Genomic DNA, 21,911 nt, shown 5'->3' on the forward strand with positions numbered 1-21,911 from the left:
GGACAACTATAAGCAGGAAAAGGTGCATTGCCCGGGGCAATGCACCTTTTTGCTGTGAGTAAGTATACAACCCCCGTAATGCGTTAAGAATGCAAGTATGATCAAACGTTTGGGGTGAATCGATGTATCTTTTGCTTGTAATCGCAGTCTGGATCTTATTTGCTTATAAATTTATCGACTGGAAACAATGGGAAAAGCAGTATCCGACGGTGCTTTTTTTTATTGTCGTGAATATGACGTACAATTATTTTTATTACGACCACACGCTTTGGGCATTCAGAGGGGTGACGGCAGAATGGCTGAACCATTCCATTATTAATGCCGCTTTTACCTTTTTCATCTGTCCGATGGGGCTGATTATTTATCTTCAGAGATTTCCTGCTAAAAAAAGAAATCAGTGGATCTACGTAGCGGTCTGGACGGCCTTTTACTCCGCGCTTGAATGGATTTTTTCCCATAAAGGCATGTATGTGTATGACAACGGGTGGAACGGATGGCTGAATATCCCGCTTAATTTGATGTTGTTTCTTGTTCTGACAGTTCATTACAGGAAACCTTCTATTGCTATTTTGATATCTGTTTTATCCGTCGTTCTTTTTTACTTATTCTTCCCGTTTTCATGGGGAAACCTAAAGTAAAGGAGGATGCGAGATGCTGATACGCGATGTTTTATCTGTACCCGTGTTTCTCCTGCTGCTCTTTGTGACGTACGGGTCCATGTGGCTTTATGTCATGAGACAGGAGAAAAATCTAAAGTAAAAAGCTGCTGATGACCTCAGCAGCTTTTTATGATGGCTTTTGTGATATACTTCGCCGGCCATTCGTTTAAAAGACCGAAGACTTCAGCTTCATGGAAGCCGCTGCGCCGGATTTTGCTTGTGGCTTCCCCTTTCAGGATCTGCACGAGCATGTGGTTTGGGACAGTCTCTTCCTGGAGGAAAAGCTGGATTTTTTCGTATTCCGATCTAAGCAGCTGGAAACCTTTGATTTCAAAGATGATATCATATGGCCGCGGCTTGTGTTTTTCGGCGAGCTCCTGAAGTGTTTCAAGATGCTGCTCAAGGCTTTCTCCAAGGTCATGTGCGAGCTGTTTTTTCCAGGCTTCTGCTTTTTTAAGGACGGATGCATCGGGCACAGAAATGCTTGATAGACTGAGCAAGTCAGGCTCAATCGCATCAGGAAAGACCAGCTGCTCAATCTCTGTATAGATTGCTGTCGCAGGATGGTTTTCCGATGTGTCGTCAAGCCGGGATTGAAGGTCTTGAATCTGTTTGATGATTGGAGCGTGCTGCTCCAAATCGGTTTGGATCTCTTTTAAAGCGTAAAGCTTCTCCATCGTTTCCTTAGATTGAACCGCGATTTCGTTAAACTGCCGTTCGATGGTTGCGATTCGCTTTGTTGCCTGTGGGATATTGACTTCATTCGGGAGGGCAGCCTCATCCTTTGAAACGTGAAAGGAAACCGAGTAGCGGCAGGCGCTGCATGTGCTGATAATCGAATCTGTATCCGCATGCAGCGCAAGCTCTTTTTCGTGGCTGCAGACCGTCCATTGCCAGGCTTTCGGAATGCTGCGGTACGGCCTCATGACAATTTCGACGCGGTGCCGCCAATAGGCGATATCTTCCGGATATTTCAGGACGCCGAGCAGGGAAGATTTATTCATGGTTTCGACCGCATATATAACAGCCTCTTTGCTTGATGCAAGCCTGATCAAAGGATGCTGCGTGTAGGCAGTGCTTATTTTCTCAAGCCAGTGTTTGCGTTCAAATTTATTCAGCCTTGCGCAAAACAGGTACTCCTGCACCACTTTTTTCACATGCCTGGAGAGGTCTTGAGCTGATAAGGTGCCATAGACCTCCGGATAAAAATAGATGCTGTTGATGGGGAGTCCGCGCTGAACGGAATGTTTTTTCCAGAGAAACATTTCAGGCCTGATCAGGTGCGGATAGAGCCGTTCCTGTTTGTAGACCGGAAGCGGAATAGAAGGCCGGTCTGTTCCGAGAAAGGTTTTCAAAAGGGTCATCTCTTCTTCAGGAACTGACTGGAGTTCCTGCGCGGCTGCCTCCTGCAGCCTTGACAGTGCCGCCCGCTCCTCTTTATGCCCGATGGAGCGGATCTCCGGATACTTGCGGCCTGCCGGTACAAACAAGAGAGAAGGATAGTCATCAAACTGATAGGCGATTTGCTGAAGCTGCATATGCTGACACCCCGTTCATTGGAATATGTCACATTATAAAACGTTTTGGGGGTGGACTCCAGTTTGGATGTTTCTTATATAATAGTGGGAGAAGGAGTGGTGCAGCATGGAAAGCGGCAGGCAGGTAATTTGCGAAAAAAGAACCTATTCGAGAGAGTTTCATTCCCATAAACATGACTTTGGGCAGTTTCTTTTTCCGCTGCAGGGTTCGCTTGAGATCCGGACAGACCGTCAGCAAATCTATTTAAGCGAAGACTCATGCTTTTACATACCGCCTGAATACAATCATGTGTACCGTTCCAATGATAAGAATGAATTTTTGATTTTGGATATTCCAGCGTACTATTTGCCGGATGAAACGGACAGTCTACTTTTGAATCTGGATCAGCAGTGGTCCGCCATCCGCTTTTTGCTGCTGGAAGAGGCGGCCGGCAGCAGGTCGGGGCTGAGCGAGCTTACGCGATACGTGACACAGAAACTTCACAAGACTCTGCCGCCTTCCATTGCCTGGCTTCATGAGCATTATAACCGTCCGGTAACATTGGAAATGCTGGCAGAGATTGAGCATTATCATCCGAATTATTATGCTGCCTGGTTTAAAGCGCAAACGGGGAAAAGTCCAAAGGCTTATCTCTCAGAGCTGCGGATGAAGGAAGCAAAACGGCTGCTTTCAGGAACGGACATATCCATCTCCCGCATCAGCGAAGAGATTGGGTTTGAGCACGTTTCTTCGTTTACGAGATGGTTTACAGGGCGCGAAGGCGTCTCTCCGAAAACCTTCAGGCAAAACGGCTAAAAAGAACCTTACTCTCTGTAAAGAAAAACGTTCTGTTCTTCTTTATGATGAAGGTAAGGTCTTTTTTATTGGAGTGATTGGGATGAAAGAAAAGCTTGCTCCTCTGTGGGTGCTGCTCGCAGGGGTACTATGGGGAACAACGGGCACGGCACAGACGTATGCACCGGATGCCGCGCATCCAATTGCTGTCGGGGCAGCGCGGCTTGCGGTTGGAGGTTTTTCCTTATTGCTTGTCGCCCTGCTGATTGGACAATTAAATATTCGGAACTGGCCCATTCGAGTGACCGTTGCGGCTGCACTGTGCATGGCCGCCTATCAGCCGCTCTTTTTTACCGCCGTGGAGCAGACAGGAGTGGCTGTCGGAACCGTCATCGCCATCGGGAGCGCTCCTCTCTTATCCGGTGCATTAGAGTGGCTGCTGCTTAGAAAAACGCCTTCAAAAGGCTGGTGGATCTCGACGTTGCTGTCCATCATCGGGTGCTTTCTGCTCTTTTTCAATAAAGGTGCCGCAAATGCAGATCCTTCGGGCATACTCATGGCCCTTGGCGCCGGTCTTTCCTTTGCTGTCTATACAATGGTCAGCAAGGGGCTAGTGCACACTGCATCATCCTTGTCGGTTGTGGCTGTCGTCTTTACGCTGAGTGCTGTCTTCTTATCTCCAGTTCTCTTTTTCTATGATATGAGCTGGATGACTGAGCCTGGCGGGCTGGCCGTGAGTCTTCACCTAGGCCTGCTTGCGACTGGCGCTGCGTATCTTCTTTTTGCCAAAGCTCTCGTACACGTTCCTTCATCGACCGCCGTCACGCTGGCATTGGCAGAGCCCCTGACCGCCGCCATACTTGGGGTGGTGCTGGTTCGTGAACAGCTGGATCTGCTTTCGTGGACTGGGGTTTCCTGTTTGATTTTGGGTATTGGATTTTTGGCGATTTTTTCGAGGAGGGATCGGGCTGAAAAAGTGGTAAAGCAGTCTGCAGGCTTCAAAAAAACACTCTAATTTTGCCCCAGTCTTCTACTCTCCTATAATAAAACCAAAAGCAAAAAGGAGAGTGTGCTTCATGAATCTTGAAGATGTTTTAATCATCGGAGCGGGAATCAGCGGTCTGACGGCTGCCCAAAAGGTGCAGGAGCTGTCTGACAGCAAGGTGCTTCTTCTTGATAAAGGCAGGAGACCCGGGGGCCGGTTTGCCACCAGGAGGATTGGAGGCGGCACGTTTGATCATGGCGCCCAGTTTCTTTCTGTTTCCAGCAGGGAAAGCCAGGATCTTCTGGAAGACTGGCAGCAGCGCAGCTGGATTCGGCCGTGGTTTGAGGAAAACGCCGTAAGGTTTATGGCTGATAAGGGCATGAACGGACTGGCAAAGCGGGTGGCTGAAGGTCTTCGTGTTGAGTGTGAGGTTGAGGTTGAAAGAATCATGGATCACGGAGAGTATTATGCAGCTGAAGGATTGAATAGGAAAACGAACGAGCCATTTTCAGTGAAGGCCCGCTCCCTTTTCTTGACCTGTCCTCTCCCTCAAACTTTGAAGCTTCTTGATGCGGGAAATGTGCAGCTGAAAGCCGTACAGCGAAACGAGCTTGAAAGCGTGAAATACGTACCCTGCCTTGCCGTTTTAATGGAGCTTTCCGGAGAATCAGGTCTTTCCTATAAAAAGGAGCCTGTCCCGGGTGTGATATCCTGGATGGCTGATAATCGCGCAAAAGGCATCAGTGAAACCGGCGCATTAACGGTTCATATGGATAATATGTGGTCAGCGCGGCATTACGATCTGCCAGATGAAGAGATTCTGGCACAGGCGATGCCATCGATTCGCACCGTTTTAGGCGATGAACCTGACCTGCTCAGCGTTCAGGTGAAAAGATGGCGCTATGCTCAGGCTACTCAGCAGATCGAACGTCCTTTTTTGAATGTGGGAGTGAACAAACCGTTGCTTATCGGAGGAGATGCATGTAAGGGAGACAGCAAATCCTCTGCCTCTAAGGCCGAGCATGCCATTCGTTCGGGGCTTGCAGCTGGTGTGTTTTTGTCACGGTTATGAATCTTTATGATCACGCCTCCACTCGTTGATTTGATCTCATCTGTGTGCTATGTTAAATCTATCTTTCAGGAAATGGAGGTTTTCTCAATGACAGCATCTATTAGACTTCGATTCCAGGCTTTGAACGCTTGCTAGCATACAATCAAAGGCTCTGCACGCACGCAGAGTAAATGGAAGTGGTCTGCCTGCTTAGGGAAACCTTTATTCAGCGATTTGCATAATAAGAAGGGGCATGACTGCGCCTGGATAGGCTTCTTTTTCTATCACCATTTCCTCTTTGATTGTCTGTATTTATATCAAATACAAATCAAAAGGAGAAGCCGGTATGAACAAAAATAAAGTGATAGAGATTGCACATAAACATGCTATTCATGTTAAAGAGGATTCATTGATATTTAATCAGTCAGGACTTGATTTTCTTGTCGTTTTTGCAGAGGACGCAGATGGGGAAAGATGGGTTTTGCGCTTTCCGAGAAGAGAAGATGTTCTGGCATCTGCGGATAAGGAAAAACGCACGTTGGATCTAATTGTGCCTCGGATTGCTGTTGAAGCTCCGCAGTGGCGCGTATTTACGGATGAATTAATTGCTTACAGACAGTTGTCTGGTGTTCCTGCGGGGACCATTGATCACGAGGCAATGGCTTATGTGTGGGAAATTGATGAAAAGAATGTGCCGTCTGAATTTACAAAAACTCTTGCAGAGGCAATGGTATCGCTTCACCGGATTGGCGGAAAAGCAGTTGAAACGGCAAATTTACCAGTAGAAACCGCTGAAGAGGCAAGAAAGAATATGATGAGACGAATGGAAAACGTAAGAGCCTCGTTTGATGTGAATGAAAAGCTGTGGAAAAGGTGGCAGGAATGGGTGAACGACGACACGCTGTGGCCTGCTGAAACGTGCCTTGTTCATGGTGATCTTCATGCGGGTCACATTTTAATCAATGCATCTGCTAAAGTGACCGGTATTATCGACTGGACAGAGGCTTCTGTGACAGATCCCGCAAATGATTTTGTACCCCACTTTCGCACTTTTGGAGAACAGGCTCTAAACGATCTCATTTTCCACTATGAAAAAGCGGGTGGCTATGTTTGGCCCAACATGGAAAAACACATTATTGAATTAACTGCAGCATATCCAATTGGTATTGCTGAGTTTGCGCAGAAATCAGGACTGGAAGAATACAAGCAAATGGCAAAGCAGGTATTGGGCGGAAATCAGTAAGTCCTTGCTCTCTCCCTTATGGGGAGGGAGTTTTTTTGTAACACTAATAAAAACCCTGCAAAACTGAACGCGAAAAAATCGGGGCCATGGACGGCATGCCTGCTAATCTATTATCAAAGGAGGTCATCTGATGGGAATGCTCCAACACATGAATGAGGCACTGGCTTACATTGAGGAAAATTTGGCAGAAGAGCTTGATTATAAGGAAGCAGCCCGGATTGCGCTCTGTTCGGAGTACCATTTTAAACGGATGTTTTCATCTCTTTCCGGTATTTCTCTTACTGAATATGTCCGGAGAAGAAGGCTGACCCTTGCGGCATTTGAGCTGAGGGACAAAGGCATGAAAGTGATTGATGTAGCGATCAAGTATGGATATCTTTCACCGGACTCATTCACGCGGGCGTTTCAGCAGCTGCATGGGCTGACACCGTCTGAAGCGAGAACAGGCAGACGTACGCTTAAAGCTTTTCCGAGGATGACCTTCCAGTTAATCATTAAGGGAGGCAGTGAAATGAAGTACCGTGTAGAAGAAAAAGAAGCTTTTCACATTGCAGGCATCAAAAAAAGAGTACCCATTATATTCAACGGGGTGAACCCTGAGATTGCCGCGATGTGGCAAAGCCTGACCATGGATGTGATTCAAGAATTAAAAGACCTTTCTAATGTTGAGCCATTCGGTATTATAAGCGCATCTTCAAACTTTTCAGAAGGAAGGATGGAGGAAAAAGGCGAGCTCGATCATTATATTGGCGCAGCCACGACAAAAGAGATTCCTGGTCACCTTGATTACTTGAAGGTTCCGGCTTTGACATGGGCTGTTTTTGAAGCGTGCGGCCCCTTTCCGGAAACGCTTCAGGAGATATGGGGCCGCGTCTATTCGGAGTGGTTTCCATCCTCGTCCTATGAGCTGGCAGAGGGTCCGGAAATTCTCTGGAACGAGCAGAAGGATACGACATCACCGGATTTTAAGAGTGAGATCTGGATACCTGTTATAAAAAAGAACGGATGATAGACGCCCCCTCAAATACAAGCTATACTTTTGGATAAACATCCCAATATGAGAGGGGCTCACCTTGTGAAAAAGCTCATCCTTCCTGTGTTCGCTGTCCTTTTTTTGGCCGGCTGCGGGTCAGAAGAAGAAGAAGCGGCAGCTTATACGGAGCAGCAGGTCGAAAAGCTGTACGGCGTTGAAGCAGAAACAGTCAAAATAGAAGAGCAGCAGGGTTATGGTTCAACAATTGTTATAGTTCTCGCATCACTTTTCGGAGATACCTACGATCTTACGCTGAAAACGGAGGATGATCTGACTTTCAGTGCGTCCGTTACTGGGGAACTGACTCAATTTCATGTTTATTACGTTTCCGAAAAGCATAAATCTCTCCTGAAAGAAAATGAAGAGTATCAGAAGCTTGCCGGCATACTCGAGGAGAATGGAATCAGTGAAATCAAGCTTGGCCAAGGGTTTGAGTCAACAATTGAAGCAAGCGGGAAAATAAGGGCAGAAAACGCAAATGCCGGACAGATCATGGATGCGCTTACCGGAATGTCCGAGATGATGATAAAGGATGTACCTTACAGTCTGTCTTTGAACATGGAGACAGAAGAACCGGGTGAAACCATTGAGACACTTGCCTACAGCGACAGTGAGACAGAGGAGCTGAAGAATGTTCTTGAAACATATCTGCAGACCTTCAGACTCCATCACACCTTTGAAACGTCTGTTAAAAGGGAGCTGGAACCATTTGGACTCTCGGGTCTCTCGTTTCTCAGCAGGAGTTTTGAAGAAGACGAAGAGAGGTACTACGAGCAATCAATCGGACTGAGTTTAACAGAAAACTACAATGAGGAGAATCTTTTAAAAGGAATCGCACTTTTGAGAGAAAAAGGCATGAGTGATGCATTGGTGTATATCAACATTGAACCGGGAAGTCATACAGAATCATGTCAGGCAAGTGTTTTGAAGAATGCTGCTGACTTAAGACGCTGCTTTGGAATTGAGAACGAATGAAAAGAACCTCCGGCCACCCGGAGGTTCTTCTTATAAGGCTTCTTTAATTACTTTTTTGGAGTAAAGAACAGACAGCACACCAAAGATTGAGTAGAGCACCGTATACAGGACCATCACGATGATCATCGGCGTCCACACTTCGGCTCCGAACAGGAACCAGCCGGACTGGACAGCGAAATAGCTGTGAAGCAGGCCGATTACAAGCGGAATGCCGAAGCTGAAAAGCTGTTTTGCACGGAGGCCTTTCAGCAGGTCTCCCTGTGTAAAGCCGAGCTTGCGCAAAATCGTGTAGCTTGGCTGTTCTTCTTCGCTTTCGCCCATTTGTTTAAAGTAGAGGATGCATCCTGACGTGACAAGGAATGATAGACCAAGGAACCCGACGATGAACATGGCAAGACCCATGGTGCGTTTTTGGGTGTTGAGTGTTTCAAGCTGAGAGTCGTTCGGCGCATTTTCATTCATTTTCATCGAAAGGAACAGATCATTTGCTTTCGTTTTATTCTGAGGGTCTTTTATGTCAAACGCGATATGCGTCGAAGTCGACCGCTGCAGCTCAGGATCCAGGTCTTTTTGAAGCTGCTTGAACACAGCGTCATCTACAATGGCCGTGGGCATGCCGCCGGATGTATAGTACCAGGAAATATATGTTTCTTTTTCCATCCCTAAATACGTCTGAGGGATTTTTGCCGTTTTTCCAAGAAGGGTAATGTCTCCTTCACTTTCAAGCGGCATGAATTTCTGCAGCAGGTCACTGTATCCGGTGAAAAGCGTTTCGTCCTTAGAAAGCTCTTTGCTGGCGGATTTTTCACTGATTACAGCAAGAGTCATTGTATTTGGATCAAAATTCATTCCTTCAAGCTTAGTGAGCATAATGTCTTTTACATTAAAATCCGCCAGGACAACTTCCGTGCTCTTCTCTTTGTAGGAGATTCCGCCTTCCTTCAATGCCTGAGCAAATTGTTCAGCATCTTTGCTGTCCGTAAAAGAAAAGTCAGAAGGCACCTGGCTTTTGGCCGTCGCCTCAGCTGAGTAATAGGAAATGTAGCTTAAAGAAAGCAATCCAATGGCAAGAGCGGATACGGTTGTGATGATGGTAAGCAGCATGGCATTTGATTTCATCCGGAACATAATGGATGAAAGGGACAGGACTTCATCCACCTTCAAATACCCGCCTTTTTTCTTGCGGATCAGATGGAAAATAAAGCTGACAGATCCTTTGTAAAAGAAGTAGGTTCCTAAAATAACGGACCCTAAGATAAAAATCATCGCCAGAAACAGGGCGGTTGTCGATTTAAAGTCTCCTCCGAAAAGTCTCGAGGAAACATAGTACCCTGCAGCAATCAAGGCCATGCCTAAAAGGCCAATAATGATTTCAACTGCGGTCATTTTCTTCACTTTCTCTTCTGCCGATGACAGCACTCTAAAGAGTGAGAGAATGCTCTGCCTCTTGATGAAAAGATAGTTCATCAGCATAATCAGCGTGTAAATGACCGTAAATACGATCAATGTCTGAACTAGGGCCTCAGTTGAAAAGTGGAGCTTTGCCACATCATCTGTACCTGTAATTTTGAAGAGAATCATCATCACAAGCTTGGAGATGGCAAATCCGGCAAAAATACCAAGGGCAAGAGATCCGAAATACAGCATGAAGTTTTCAGCGGTCAGCAGCCGGAAGATTTTATGTTTTGTCATCCCAATCAGCTGAAACAGCCCGATTTCTTTGCTGCGGCGCTTAATGAAAATGTTGTTAGCATAGAGCAGAAAGATCGTGACTATGGCAACGAGGAGCACAGAAGCTGTTTTTATGGCTGCGCCCCCCTTAATTGAGCCTTCTACGGCATCCATGGACGGGTCATACTGAAGGGTGACAAACGAAAAATACAGGGCCACGCTGACGACCAGCGCAAAAATATACAGATAGTAGTTCTTCAGGTTCTTTTTGAAATTCTTTATAATCAGCTGATTAACGCTCATCCTGCACACCGCCCAGAACGCCCTGCGTTTTCATAATGTCCTTAAAGAAATCCTGTCTTGATTGACCGCCCCTGTTCAGCTGCGTGTAGATCTGTCCGTCCTTAATAAAGATGACGCGGCTGCAGTAGCTTGCCGCAGCGGGATCGTGCGTGACCATGACGATGGTCGCTTTGCGCTTGGCGTTCAGGTCTGTCAGCTTGTTCAGCAGATCGGCAGCTGATTTGGAATCAAGTGCTCCGGTCGGTTCATCCGCAAAAATGATGCTCGGTTCGTGGATAAATGCGCGGGCTGCAGATGTGCGCTGCTTTTGACCGCCTGAAATCTCGTTCGGGTATTTGTCCTTCAATTCTGCAATGCCAAGTTCATTTGCAAGAGTTTCAAATCGCTGATCTGCTTCCTTCTTGGGTACGTTTGAAATAGAAAGCGGCAGCAGAATGTTTTCCTTCACAGTCAGCGTGTCGAGCAGGTTGTATTCCTGAAAAATAAACCCGAGATGGTGCTTCCTGAATTCAGCCAGCTGCTTTTCTTTCATGCCTGTCATCTCTTTGTCCTCAATGCGGATTGTGCCCCCGCTTACTTTATCAATGGACGAAAGGACGTTTAAAAGCGTGGTTTTGCCGGAGCCGGATGCTCCCATGATGCTCACGAATTCACCCTCTAAAATTGAAAGGTCAATGCCTTTCAGCACGTCCTGTTTATTAAATTTGTTACCATAGCTTTTCTGCAGTTTGGCTGCTTCTAAAATGGCCATTGTGTGTTCCTCCTCTTTAATCGTTACCTTTAGTATAAAAAGGGGAAAGCATCTTTTCCTTTTATTGTGCGAACAAATAAAGAAAGCATGTGACATTGTTGTCACATGCCCATGACAGCTGCGAAATCGTTCTTTTTCGGGAAGGAAAGAGTAAAGACCGTCTCCTGACCCGGAACGGATGCCGCCTGAATCTCAATCAGAAGCGAAGCCGCTGCTTTTTTGGCCAAATAAAGGCCCATTCCGGTCGCCGCCTGATCCTGATGATTGGCGGTGGAGGTGAATCCTTTATCGAATATCCGGGGCAGGTCCCTCGCTTCAATGCCACGGCCAAAATCCCTGATTTCAAGCTTGGCGTTTCCATGTTCAAGATAGCTCCTAATTTCAATGTCAGATGCCCCGCTGTATTTCACCGCATTCGTCAGGATCTGCCTTAGGATAAACGCAAACCACTTTGCATCTGTGAGTACTTCCCGCTGCAGGAGTTCTATGTCAAAGCCAATGCCCTTTTGGATACACCAGGCCTGAAGGGTTTTCAGCTCGGTGAAGAGAACATCTTCAAGATCAATCATCTCTATATAAAGATCGTTCTCAATGAACGGGATCCGTTTTTGATGGAGCTGCTGGTCGAGCAGCAGGTGAATGCGGAGCCATTCATAGGTTAAATTGGTTTTCGTTTGTCCGTCCTCCATCCGTTCAATCATCAGGTGCATCGCCGTCAGCGGGGTTTTCACCTCATGAATCCAGGACAGAAGGTCATCTTTTTCCTGCTCAAGAGAGATATAGTGACGCTGCGCGTCTTTTTTCAGAAGCTCGGTGTGATCAACCAACGTCTCCTCAACCAGCTCTTCAAAAGCGCTGCCGGGTACCGGAATGCTTGTCACATCAAGATTTTTTTCCCTGTCCTGGAGCGCTTTAAAAAAGGCCGTTTCTTTCTGATAGCGGACAGCCAGGAACACAAGAAAGGACAGAAGGGATAAAAAGACGATATACAATACACTCTTAAACGGAACCGCATTGTCAATGAACGAAATAAACAGAAACAGAAGATGAACCGCGGCAAAAAAGAGAATCCAGCTTATGCGCTCTTTCAAAAAAACACGGATCATAGAGTTTCCTCTTCCAGGGCCACATAGCCCTGTCCCACTTTTGTCTCAATAAACCTTCCGAGTCCAATCTCCTCAAGGCGCTTCCGCAGCCTGTTCACATTCACCGTCAGCGTGTTGTCGCTTATAAACCGCTTATCATCCCAGAGACTGTTGATCAGCTTGTCTCTGCTTACAATCTTATTCTTCTGTTCAATTAAAAGCTTCAGAATGAACATTTCATTCTTCGTAAGCTCGACGGTCCCTTGATCATTAGTTACGGAATTCCGTTCATAATCAACCGCAGCACCGCACCACGTCTTGAGGTGAACCTGTTCAGTGCTGTAGTTATAAACCCTCCGCAGGATGGCCTGGATTTTCGCGATCAGCACATCAAAGTGAAAGGGCTTCTGGACAAAATCATCGGCTCCAAGCTGCATGGACATCACCATATCTGTCGGGTGATCCCGTGAGGATAAAAAGATGATCGGGACATTGGAATGAGAACGGATCATCCGGCACCAGTGAAACCCGTCGAACTTCGGCAGCTGAATGTCAATGATCACAAGATCCGGCTTCACATCCGAGAATTCCTGCATCACCCTGCTGAAGTCCGTTATGCCGTAAACGTCGTACGACCATTGATTCAGCCGTTCCTTTATTTCTGTAAAAAGGGACTGATCATCTTCAATTAATAAAAGTTTAAACAACTGCCTCACCACTCAGATAGATTTCAGATACTTCAAGTTTATAGCAAATTTTGGACATTTTCCATCATGCAAAAAAAAGACACCCTATAAAGGGTGCCTGTTAAAGAGTTGCCTGAACCTCAGCAGGTGCCGCGTGCTCTTTTTTTCCATGAAGCATGTAGTAAAGCGCAATGCTTAGCATGACGGCAAATCCGAGGATGACGTAAAGCGTGCTGTAGCCTGTAACCGGAATGACGAACCCGAGCAGGTAAGGCCCAAACCCGAGTCCCGCATCTAAAAAGATGAAGAATGTGGACGTGGCAAGCCCCATCCGGTGCGGAGGCGTCAGTTTAACCGCAATCGCCTGCGTGGCAGACTGCATATTGCCAAATCCGAGTCCGATCAAAACGCCGGAGAGAAGAAACACCGTGCTCGTGCTCGCCGTGCTTAGAAGGAACAGTCCTGCTGCAAACAGCACAAACGCCGGATACATGACATAATTGGCCCCTTTTTGATCGAGCAGCTTGCCTGTGAACGGACGCGACACAAGCACAGCTGCAGCATAAACGATGAAAAAGAAGCTCGCTGTGCTGACAAGGTCAATGTCCATCGCATAAAAGTTAATAAAGGACAGAACGCTCGAATAGCAGAACGCCACAGCCAGTGTGATAAAAGCAATCGGCAATGCCCGGGGCTCAACAAAGCTTGAAAGGCTAAACCCTTTAACGGCAGCATGCTTTGGCTGGCCTGCAAGAGGGGGAATCGTGACGAAAAAAGCGATAAGCAGGCTGAGGATGCCAAGCGCGACACAGAACATGAAAATCGTCTGGAAGCTCGCATGCTGGCTCAGATAAAGCCCGATGAACGGCCCGATCGCTGTAGCAAGCGTCGCACTCATGCTGTAATACCCGATTCCTTCCCCTTTTCTTGAGGCAGGAATGATCTGTGCCACAATCGTTCCCGTCGCTGTACTTGCCATGCCGAGGGTAATCCCGTGCAGAAGGCGGTTAGCCAAAAGGAAGCCCAGTCCAAGTTCAAAAAAGTAAAAAGAAGTTGTAATCGTAAAGAGAATCAGCCCGGTATACAGAATTTTTTTCCGGCTGAAACTTGTGATCAGCCTGCCGATGAACAGCCGGCCAATCAGCGCTCCGATGATAAAAATGCCTGTCACAAGACCGGCTTCACTTGTTGATGCATGGTATTCATCCACCGCAAACACCGCGATGGTCACCATTAATAAGTAAAAAATCAGGGTTAAGAAAAAGTTAATGGACGAAACAACGATAAAGTCCTTCGTCCACAGTTTTGATTTATTCAACGGTCTTCACCTTACTCTCTAATATTTTTCCGGATGTCTTCCATCACCCGGATGCACGCGAGCTGCTCTTCTTCTGAGATGCCTTTCAGAATGTCCAGCTCATATTCATCAATGGTGATCCGGACCTTTTCATACAGCTTTTGTCCTGCTTCAGTCAGCTGCATCCGTTTCTCGCGTTTATCTTTTCCGGCAACCTGTTCAACATAGTTCAGCTCTTCAAGCTTGCTGATGGTGCGCGTCACTGTAGGCTTTTCAACACCCTGATAATCGGCAAGCTCGACAAGCGTTGCCGTCCCGTAATTGGACAAATAATGAAGAACAGACCACTGGGCCCTGTATAAATCATGCTTTGCCAGCTCCAAATTCAGCCTGTTTTCAAACGGTCTGTATAAAAGGAGAAGCTGCTGAAAAAATTTCTGATACGTTTTTATGGAAAACACCCCGCTTAAAATAGTTACCATGAGTAACAGTTACCTTAAGTAACTAATATAACAAACTAAATCAGCCGTGTAAACCGGATTGCCTGATTTGATGATTGACATGAAACGGGAATATATGTTATTTATTTAGTGGGTTAGCACTCTAAGGTGATGAGTGCTAAAAAAGCTGAAAGGAGATTTTTAACATGGCAAAAATGCAGTTTAAAGCAGAATCTAAGAGATTATTAGACATGATGATTAACTCGATTTACTCCCAGAAAGAAATCTTTTTGCGCGAGCTGATCTCAAACGCGAGTGATGCGATTGATAAAATCTACTACAAGGCTTTAACAGATGACACCCTGTCATTTGATCAGAGCAGCTATTACATAAAAGTGAGCGCAGATAAGGAAAAGCGCACACTCACGATTGCGGATACAGGAATCGGAATGACGAAAGAGGAGCTTGAAAACAACCTCGGGACCATCGCACAAAGCGGTTCTCTTGCATTCAAGAGCGAAAATGAGCTGAAGGACGGGCATGACATCATCGGCCAGTTCGGGGTAGGATTCTACTCAGCGTTTATGGTCGCTGATGCCATCACGGTTACAACGAAAACAATCGGCGCAAGCGAAGCATACAGATGGCATTCTGACGGTGCGGACGGCTATACAATCGAGCCGTGCGAAAAAGAGGAAGTCGGCACGGAAATCGTCCTCAGCATCAAGCAGAACACAGAAGAGGACTCTTATGATGAATTTTTGGAAGAGTACCGCCTGAAGGCTATCATTAAGAAGTACTCGGACTTCATTCGCTACCCGATTAAGATGGATTCAACGGTCAGCAAGAAAAAAGACGGCAGCGAAGACGAGTTTGAAGAGACGGTCGAAGAACAGACGATCAACAGCATGGTGCCGATCTGGAGAAAAAACAAAAACGAGCTGACGGATGAAGATTACGAGAATTTCTATCACGAAAAGCATTACGGCTTTGATAAACCGCTTAAGCATATCCACATCAGCGTAGACGGTGCTGTGCGCTACAATGCCATTCTCTACATTCCGGAGCAAATTCCGTATGACTACTACTCCAAAGAGTTTGAGAAGGGGCTTGAGCTGTACTCCAACGGGGTGCTGATCATGGAAAAATGCGCAGATCTTCTTCCTGACTATTTCTCTTTTGTCAAAGGAATGGTTGATTCAGAGGACCTGTCACTGAACATTTCACGCGAGATCCTGCAGCAGGACCGCCAGCTGAAGCTCATTGCAAAAAACATTAAAAACAAGATTAAGAGCCAGCTTCAAACCCTTCTGAAAGATGAGCGGGAAAAATATGAAACGTTCTACAAGTCTTTCGGAAGACAGCTGAAATACGGTGTGTACAGTGATTTCGGAGCGAACAAAGAAGACCTTCAAAACCTTCTCATGTTCTACTCTTCAAAAGAGAAAAAGCTGATTACGCTTGATGAATACGCAGCTGCGATGCCAGAAGGACAGCCGTACATTTACTACGCAGCGGGCGAAAGCCACGAACGCCTTGAAAAGCTTCCGCAGACGGAAGTTGTGGCAGATAAAGGCTATGATATCCTGTATTTCACAGACGAAGTCGATGAATTTGCGATCCGCATGCTCATGTCTTATAAAGAAAAAGAATTCAAGTCCATCTCAAGCGGTGACCTCGGCATTGAATCAGATGACAGCGACACGAGCACAGAGACAGAAGAACAGGACAATAAAGAGCTCTTTGAAGAGATGAAAACCATCCTCGGCGGCAAAGTAAAAGACGTTCGCATCTCAAAGCGTCTGAAAAGCCACCCTGTCTGCATCGCGACAGAAGGCGAAGTCACAACCGAAATGGAAAAAATCCTGAAAGCCATGCCGAACAGCCAGAACATCAAGGCCGAAAAAATCCTTGAAATCAACAGCAGCCATGACGTCTTTGCCTCATTGAAAGACGCATACGCAAACGACAAAGAAAAACTGGCGCTGTACACAAACCTCCTCTTCAACCAGGCCCTCCTCATCGAAGGACTGACAATCGAAGATCCGGTAGAGTTTACAAACGATATCTGCAAGATTATGGTGTGAAAATAGTAGGCCGGCAGGGACCAAGTGGTTCCTGCCGGTTTTTTATTTGGGTGATGGGGATCCTCGCCGGTCCATGATTTAGCTGATTTTCGCAGTCCAGGACCGCAAACCAACTGACAAATGGCCAAGATCTTGCTAGAAAAAAAGGTATTTGGTGCGTGGAAAAAGGGGTTGGCAGTAAAACGAGGAAAGTTGGTTGTAACGCAATGATTGTTGGTTGTAAAACGAACGAAGCTGGTTGTGTTGTCCGGATTGTCGGTAGTAACGCGTCCTGACCGGATGAGCGGATTTGCGCCGGTTCATGATTTAGCTGCCTTACGCAGTCCAAGACCGCAAACAACTAATAAATGGCCAAGATTTTGCTAGTAAAAGAGGTATTCATCCCCTAATCCACAAGAAAAAACGCCATTCTCCAGAATGGCGCTTCTCCCAATTACTTCGGATGCATTTTAAATTTCAAAAATAGCTCGTTATAGTAAGCGAGGTTCTTTTTTCCGAGGTTTTCGTACACTTCAAGCTTTTCCGTCAGCTGGGGCGGAGGATAGAAGCGCTCGTCGCTGACCATGTCCTCAGGCATGTATTTCAGTGCCTCTTTGTTTGGAGTGGAGTAGCTTACGTACTCTGTGTTTTCTGCAGCCACCTCGGCATCAAGCATGAAGTTGATGAATTGATGCGCTGCCTCCACGTTCTTTGCTGTTTTTGGGATGACCATGTTGTCGAACCAGAGATTGGATCCTTCTTCAGGTACAACGTACTCGAGGGCTTCGTTTTCGTACATGATTTCAGAAGCAACACCTGACCACACGAGACCGATCGCCGCCTCCTGATTTTCAAGCAGCATCCGGCTTTCGTCACCGACAACCGCTTTTACATTAGGCGTAAGGGTATCGAGCTTCCGCTTTGCTTCCTCCAGATGCTCAGGGTTCGTATCATTCAGGGAATAGCCAAGGCTGTTCAGCCCCATCCCCATGACTTCCCGCGCACCGTCAATCAGGAGGATCTGGTTTTTCAGATCCGGATCCCAAAGATCATTCCAGCTCTCGATTTTCTTCCCGCCGATCATGGACGGGTTGTAGACGATGCCGACTGTTCCCCAGAAATAAGGAATGGAATACTTGTTTTCAGGGTCAAAGGGCAGGTCCATAAAGCGCTGGTCAATATTTTTCAAGTTCGGAAGCTTTGAGTGATCAAGCGGGATCAGCAAGTCTTCCTGCCGCATTTTATCAATCATATATTCAGACGGAACGGCAATGTCATACGTTGTCCCGCCTTGTTCAATCTTCGTCATCATCGCTTCGTTGGAATCAAAGGTTTCATAAATGACCTTAATGCCGGTTTCTTTTTCAAAACGGTCGACTAAATCAGAATTGATATAGTCCCCCCAGTTGAAAATGGTCAGGGTGTTGCCGCCTGAATAACCCTGAGACGAGTTAAGCTCGGAAATGGCATATAAAAGAATACCGGAAACGAGAGCAATGGCAATAAAGACGCGAACCAGCTTCTTCATTTTTTAACCCCCCATCCGTTTTGTCTGTTCCGCTGGGTGATGAAGTAGTAGACAATCACAAGCAGTACGGTAAACAGGAACAGCAGAGTGGACAGCGCATTGATGTTCAAGGCGATGCCGCGCCGTGCAAGGGAGTAAATTTCAACAGAAAGCGTCGTGAATCCGTTCCCTGTCACGAAAAAGGTTACCGCAAAGTCATCAAGCGAAAACGTCAGGGCCATGAAGAACCCTGCAAAAATACCGGGTGTGATGAACGGCAGGACAACCTTTGTCATCACATTCCATCTGCTTGCTCCAAGATCGCGCGCTGCATCGAGCAGCGTCGGGCTCATCTCCATCAGTTTCGGCAGCACCATCAGCACCACAATCGGAACGCTGAAGGCAATATGAGAAAGAAGCACTGAGTAAAATCCGAGCTTGATTCCTGCCATCGTGAACAAGATCAGGAATGATGCCCCGATGATTACGTCCGGACTTACAATCAGCACGTTATTAAGCGAAAGCAGCGTATTTTTGGTCTGTCTGCTTTTAAACGAGTGGATGGCAAGAGCACCCATAACCCCGATAATCGTTGAAATTAAAGCGGACAAAAGCGCAATGACAAGGGTGTTCAGCACGATAATCAATAGCCTTGTATCTGTAAAAAGCTCTTTGTACCAGTCAAGCGTGAAGCTTTCAAAGTTGTACATCGTGCCGCCGCTGTTGAACGAGTAAAAGACAAGAAAGAAGATCGGCGTGTACAAAATCATGAAAATCAGCACTAAAAAGATGCGTGACAGAGGGGATATTTTTTTATCCAACTTACATACCCCGCTTTCGGTTTCCGGTAAGGAAAATAATCAGGAACATAAAGATAATCAGGAATACCGCAATGGTCGAACCCATTCCCCAGTCCTGCGTAACTAGGAAATGCTGTTCAATCGCCGTTCCAAGCGTAATGACCCGGTTTCCGGCAATCAGCCTTGTCAGCATGAACAGGGACAGGGCCGGGATAAATACAAGCTGGCAGCCTGCCTTCACGCCGTCAATCGTAAGCGGAAAAATGACTCTCCGGAAAGCTGTCCAGCTTGATGCACCAAGGTCTCTCGCCGCATCAAGCAAAGTCGGGTTCAGCTCATTCAGCGAGTTAAAAATCGGCAGAATCATAAACGGGATGAAAATATAAACGGAAACAAAGATAAAGCTGAAATCTGTAAACAGCAGCTGCTGAGAACCGATTCCGACCGCATCAAGGAAACTGTTGGCCACACCGTACGTTCCGAATATTCCAAGGAACGCATATGCCTTCAAAAGAAGGTTGATCCATGAAGGAACAATGATCAGCAGCAGCCATAAATGCTTATGCTTCGTATAAGTGAGCAAATAAGCCGTCGGATACGAAATCAGCAGAGATAGAGCCGTTATTAAAAACGCATACCAGAAGGAGCTGAGCGTCATTTTCAAATACACAGGTGTAAAGAAATTCTGGTAATTGGCGAGCGATAAGTTGCCTTCAATATCGATAAATGAGTAGTAAAGAACAAGAACAATCGGTGCGATAACAAAAAGCGCGATCCAGAGTGCATAAGGAACCATGTACAAATTGCGGGTCAGCTTATTTTCCATGCTCTTCTCCGTCTTCGTAAGCCTCAAGGCGCTTATCAAATTCTTCTTCCGTTTCATTAAATCTCATAACATGAATGGCTTCGGGATCAAAATAAAGACCAATCTCATCCCCGACAACCGCTTTTTTCGTCGAGTGAACGAGCCACTCATTCCCGTCCGCGTCGTAGCTGCTGATCTCATAGTGAACACCGCGGAAGAGCTGGGAATCTACGCGTACCTGCAGTTTCCCCCGCTCTTTCGACGTGATTTCAAGATCCTCAGGACGGATGACAATTTCAATCGGTTCGTTCGGATTCAGCCCCTGGTCGACACACTCAAATTGTTTGCCGGTAAATTCCACTAGATAGTCTTCAACCATCGTGCCGCTGACAATATTAGACTCACCGATGAAATCGGCTACGAACCGGTTGATCGGCTCATCATAAATGTCTGTAGGCGTTCCGCTCTGCTGGATTTTCCCTTTATCCAGAACGAAGATTTCATCGGACATGGCAAGTGCTTCTTCCTGGTCATGCGTGACAAAGATAAAAGTGATGCCGAGGCGCTGCTGCAGCTCACGGAGCTCATACTGCATTTCCGTCCGCAGCTTTAAATCAAGGGCAGAAAGAGGTTCATCCAGAAGAATGACTTCCGGCTCGTTGACGATCGCACGCGCGATTGCAACACGCTGGCGCTGTCCGCCTGACATCTCCTTGATCTCGCGGTTTTCATAGCCGTCAAGGTTAACGAAGCTCAAGGCTTCCTTCACTTTCGACTTGATGTCGGCGCTGTTCATTTTTTTAATGCGAAGGCCAAATGCCACATTTTCAAAAACATTCAAGTGCGGAAAAAGAGCGTAATCCTGAAAAACGGTATTCACCTGACGTTTATTGGCAGGCACATCGTTGATTTTTTTGCCGTTGAAAAGGATTTCACCTTCAGACGCTTCGGTGAATCCGGCAATGAGTCTGAGGATTGTTGTCTTCCCGCAGCCCGATGGACCGAGCAGGGTGTAAAACTTTCCGCGCTCAATCTCAAAGCTGACATTGTTAAGGACAGCAGTGTCATTATCGTATTGCTTCGTGACCTGCTTAAACTGAATAATGGTGTTTGTCATGATCATTCTCCCTCTTCGTTTGCTCACGCGCATAGCAAGTAGTCATCTATATAAAATACGAAAAAACGTTCATTTACAGCGGGTATACATGTGAATAATTATACATGAAAAGACACAAGTATATCCAAATTGGGAATTGTAAGCCACATATGACATTATGAACTCATTTTGAAGCGACCGCAAGAAAATAAGTCAAGCTTCTTCCATGAAAAAATTTCAAATTCAGTGCAAAATCCACCCGCTTTTGGGGATAGTAAGGGTTGTTAAAAAATCAGAAATGGAAGGTGTTTTATGTTCAGAAAAAAATCAGCAGTAAAAAAAGCAGTCAGCAGTGTTGTATTAGCTCTTATCCTATTAGTCGGCATGCCTCTTTCCGGCTCTGCGGTCGGTAAAGGAGCAAGCGGATCAGATGTATCTGTCATTCAGGGGATGCTTAAATCAGTGGGAAGCTATTCCGGTAAAATCACAGGTAAATATGACAGCGTAACAGTTCAGGGAGTAAAGTATTTTCAAAAGAGATACGGTCTGCCGGTAACGGGAGCTGTAGATGACAGAACCTTTCAGTCTCTGCTTTATGCGTATGCCAAAGTGAAAAACCTATCAGGCGGCGGAGCAGGTAAAGGTACCGGCAATGGCGGAGGCCAAGGCGGCGGAGCAGGAGCAGGTGAAGGAGCCGGAGAAGGCGGAGGCCAAGGCGGCGGAGCAGGAGCAGGTGAAGGAGCCGGAGAAGGCGGAGGCCAGGGCGGCGGAGCAGGAGCAGGTGAAGGAGCCGGAGAAGGCGGAGGCCAAGGCGGCGGAGCAGAAGCAGGAGAAGGCGGAGGCCAGGGCGGCGGAACAGGTGAAGGAGCCGGAGAAGGCGAAGGCCAGGACGGCGGAACAGGTGAAGAAGCTGGAGAAGAAGAAGGCCAGGGTGAAGAGCAAGGTGAGGCTGGCGAGGAAGAAGAGGAAAAAGGTGAGCTAGAAGAAGAAAAAGGAACTGAGGAAGAAGGCCAGGAGCAGGAAGAAAAACAGCCGGCTGAAAAAGAAGGCAACGAGAAAGAGCCTGCTGAAGAAAAAGCACCTGAAAAGGCCGGAGAAAAAGAAAGTGAAGAAAAAGAAAACGGCAAAAATTAAAAAGAAGAACG

The 21,911-nt window shown here is 46.7% G+C and carries 20 protein-coding genes; 9 read left to right on the forward strand and 11 right to left on the reverse strand.

From position 1 onward, the window contains the following. Positions 1–122: 122 nt before the first annotated feature. Positions 123–638, forward strand: coding sequence for a CBO0543 family protein (locus ACTSEZ_RS14605; protein WP_369734915.1), 516 nt, complete (start codon positions 123–125; stop codon positions 636–638). Positions 639–775: 137 nt separating this feature from the next. Here ACTSEZ_RS14605 and ACTSEZ_RS14610 read toward each other — a convergent pair whose 3' ends face one another. After that, positions 776–2,197, reverse strand: coding sequence for an RQC-minor-2 family DNA-binding protein (locus tag ACTSEZ_RS14610; protein WP_369734917.1), 1,422 nt, complete (start codon positions 2,195–2,197; stop codon positions 776–778). Between the two features lie 106 nt (positions 2,198–2,303). Here ACTSEZ_RS14610 and ACTSEZ_RS14615 point away from each other — a divergent pair, with 106 nt between their 5' ends. The 6 genes from ACTSEZ_RS14615 (at position 2,304) to ACTSEZ_RS14640 (ending at position 8,259) form a co-directional block, all read left to right on the forward strand. Next, positions 2,304–2,993 (forward strand): helix-turn-helix transcriptional regulator, encoded by a 690-nt coding sequence (locus ACTSEZ_RS14615; RefSeq protein ID WP_369734918.1) that lies wholly within the window; start codon positions 2,304–2,306, stop codon positions 2,991–2,993. 82 nt (positions 2,994–3,075) lie between these two features. Continuing rightward, positions 3,076–3,987: an EamA family transporter gene (locus ACTSEZ_RS14620; RefSeq protein ID WP_369734920.1), complete on the forward strand. Its 912-nt coding sequence runs from the start codon at positions 3,076–3,078 to the stop codon at positions 3,985–3,987. Between the two features lie 61 nt (positions 3,988–4,048). Continuing rightward, a complete protein-coding gene (locus ACTSEZ_RS14625; protein WP_369734921.1) occupies positions 4,049–5,029 on the forward strand; it encodes an NAD(P)/FAD-dependent oxidoreductase in 981 nt (326 codons plus the stop codon). A 325-nt stretch (positions 5,030–5,354) separates the two neighbouring features. Further along, on the forward strand, positions 5,355–6,251 hold the full coding sequence (locus ACTSEZ_RS14630; protein WP_369734922.1) for a macrolide 2'-phosphotransferase: 897 nt from the start codon (positions 5,355–5,357) through the stop codon (positions 6,249–6,251). A gap of 130 nt (positions 6,252–6,381) precedes the next feature. Beyond that, positions 6,382–7,260 (forward strand): AraC family transcriptional regulator, encoded by an 879-nt coding sequence (locus tag ACTSEZ_RS14635; RefSeq protein WP_369734923.1) that lies wholly within the window; start codon positions 6,382–6,384, stop codon positions 7,258–7,260. Positions 7,261–7,326: 66 nt separating this feature from the next. Further along, complete coding sequence (locus ACTSEZ_RS14640) at positions 7,327–8,259, forward strand: hypothetical protein (RefSeq protein ID WP_369734924.1); 933 nt, start codon at positions 7,327–7,329, stop codon at positions 8,257–8,259. 30 nt (positions 8,260–8,289) lie between these two features. Here the strand turns inward: ACTSEZ_RS14640 and ACTSEZ_RS14645 are convergent, their stop codons facing one another. The 6 genes from ACTSEZ_RS14645 to ACTSEZ_RS14670 form a co-directional block, all read right to left on the reverse strand. Next, positions 8,290–10,233, reverse strand: coding sequence for an ABC transporter permease (locus tag ACTSEZ_RS14645; RefSeq protein WP_369734925.1), 1,944 nt, complete (start codon positions 10,231–10,233; stop codon positions 8,290–8,292). Then, complete coding sequence (locus tag ACTSEZ_RS14650; RefSeq protein WP_369734927.1) at positions 10,223–10,984, reverse strand: ABC transporter ATP-binding protein; 762 nt, start codon at positions 10,982–10,984, stop codon at positions 10,223–10,225. Before ACTSEZ_RS14650 ends, ACTSEZ_RS14645 begins: the two co-directional genes overlap by 11 nt. A gap of 101 nt (positions 10,985–11,085) precedes the next feature. Beyond that, on the reverse strand, positions 11,086–12,090 hold the full coding sequence (locus ACTSEZ_RS14655; RefSeq protein WP_369734928.1) for a sensor histidine kinase: 1,005 nt from the start codon (positions 12,088–12,090) through the stop codon (positions 11,086–11,088). Continuing rightward, positions 12,087–12,776, reverse strand: a complete 690-nt coding sequence (locus tag ACTSEZ_RS14660) for a response regulator transcription factor (RefSeq protein ID WP_369734930.1) — start codon at positions 12,774–12,776, stop codon at positions 12,087–12,089. The genes ACTSEZ_RS14655 and ACTSEZ_RS14660 overlap by 4 nt, the downstream gene beginning before the upstream one ends. Positions 12,777–12,876: 100 nt before the next feature. Further along, a complete protein-coding gene (locus tag ACTSEZ_RS14665) occupies positions 12,877–14,073 on the reverse strand; it encodes an MFS transporter (RefSeq protein WP_369734931.1) in 1,197 nt (398 codons plus the stop codon). Between the two features lie 11 nt (positions 14,074–14,084). Further along, positions 14,085–14,534 carry a MarR family winged helix-turn-helix transcriptional regulator gene (locus ACTSEZ_RS14670; protein ID WP_369734933.1) on the reverse strand — a complete coding sequence of 150 codons (450 nt, stop codon included), beginning with the start codon at positions 14,532–14,534 and terminating at the stop codon, positions 14,085–14,087. A gap of 164 nt (positions 14,535–14,698) precedes the next feature. Here ACTSEZ_RS14670 and htpG point away from each other — a divergent pair, with 164 nt between their 5' ends. After that, positions 14,699–16,579 (forward strand): molecular chaperone HtpG, encoded by a 1,881-nt coding sequence (gene htpG / locus ACTSEZ_RS14675; protein WP_369734934.1) that lies wholly within the window; start codon positions 14,699–14,701, stop codon positions 16,577–16,579. Between the two features lie 433 nt (positions 16,580–17,012). Here htpG and ACTSEZ_RS14680 read toward each other — a convergent pair whose 3' ends face one another. Genes ACTSEZ_RS14680 through ACTSEZ_RS14695 form a run of 4 tightly spaced genes read right to left on the reverse strand, consistent with a single transcriptional unit; the run spans position 17,013 to position 20,793 of the window. Next, complete coding sequence (locus tag ACTSEZ_RS14680) at positions 17,013–18,086, reverse strand: ABC transporter substrate-binding protein (RefSeq protein ID WP_369734935.1); 1,074 nt, start codon at positions 18,084–18,086, stop codon at positions 17,013–17,015. Then, positions 18,083–18,886: an ABC transporter permease gene (locus tag ACTSEZ_RS14685; RefSeq protein ID WP_369734936.1), complete on the reverse strand. Its 804-nt coding sequence runs from the start codon at positions 18,884–18,886 to the stop codon at positions 18,083–18,085. The genes ACTSEZ_RS14680 and ACTSEZ_RS14685 overlap by 4 nt, the downstream gene beginning before the upstream one ends. A gap of 1 nt (position 18,887) precedes the next feature. Further along, the gene (locus ACTSEZ_RS14690; RefSeq protein ID WP_029283071.1) at positions 18,888–19,691 is read right to left on the reverse strand and encodes an ABC transporter permease; all 804 of its coding nucleotides are present in this window, start codon (positions 19,689–19,691) and stop codon (positions 18,888–18,890) included. Further along, a complete protein-coding gene (locus ACTSEZ_RS14695) occupies positions 19,681–20,793 on the reverse strand; it encodes an ABC transporter ATP-binding protein (protein WP_369734938.1) in 1,113 nt (370 codons plus the stop codon). Before ACTSEZ_RS14695 ends, ACTSEZ_RS14690 begins: the two co-directional genes overlap by 11 nt. A 285-nt stretch (positions 20,794–21,078) precedes the next feature. Between ACTSEZ_RS14695 and ACTSEZ_RS14700 the strand changes: the two genes are divergently transcribed. Continuing rightward, entirely contained in the window at positions 21,079–21,900 is an 822-nt protein-coding gene (locus tag ACTSEZ_RS14700; RefSeq protein WP_369734939.1) for a peptidoglycan-binding domain-containing protein, read from the forward strand. The last annotated feature ends 11 nt before the right edge of the window (positions 21,901–21,911 follow it).

Source organism: Metabacillus mesotrionivorans (genome assembly GCF_052171315.1).
In the GTDB taxonomy this organism is placed as follows: domain Bacteria; phylum Bacillota; class Bacilli; order Bacillales; family Bacillaceae; genus Bacillus_P.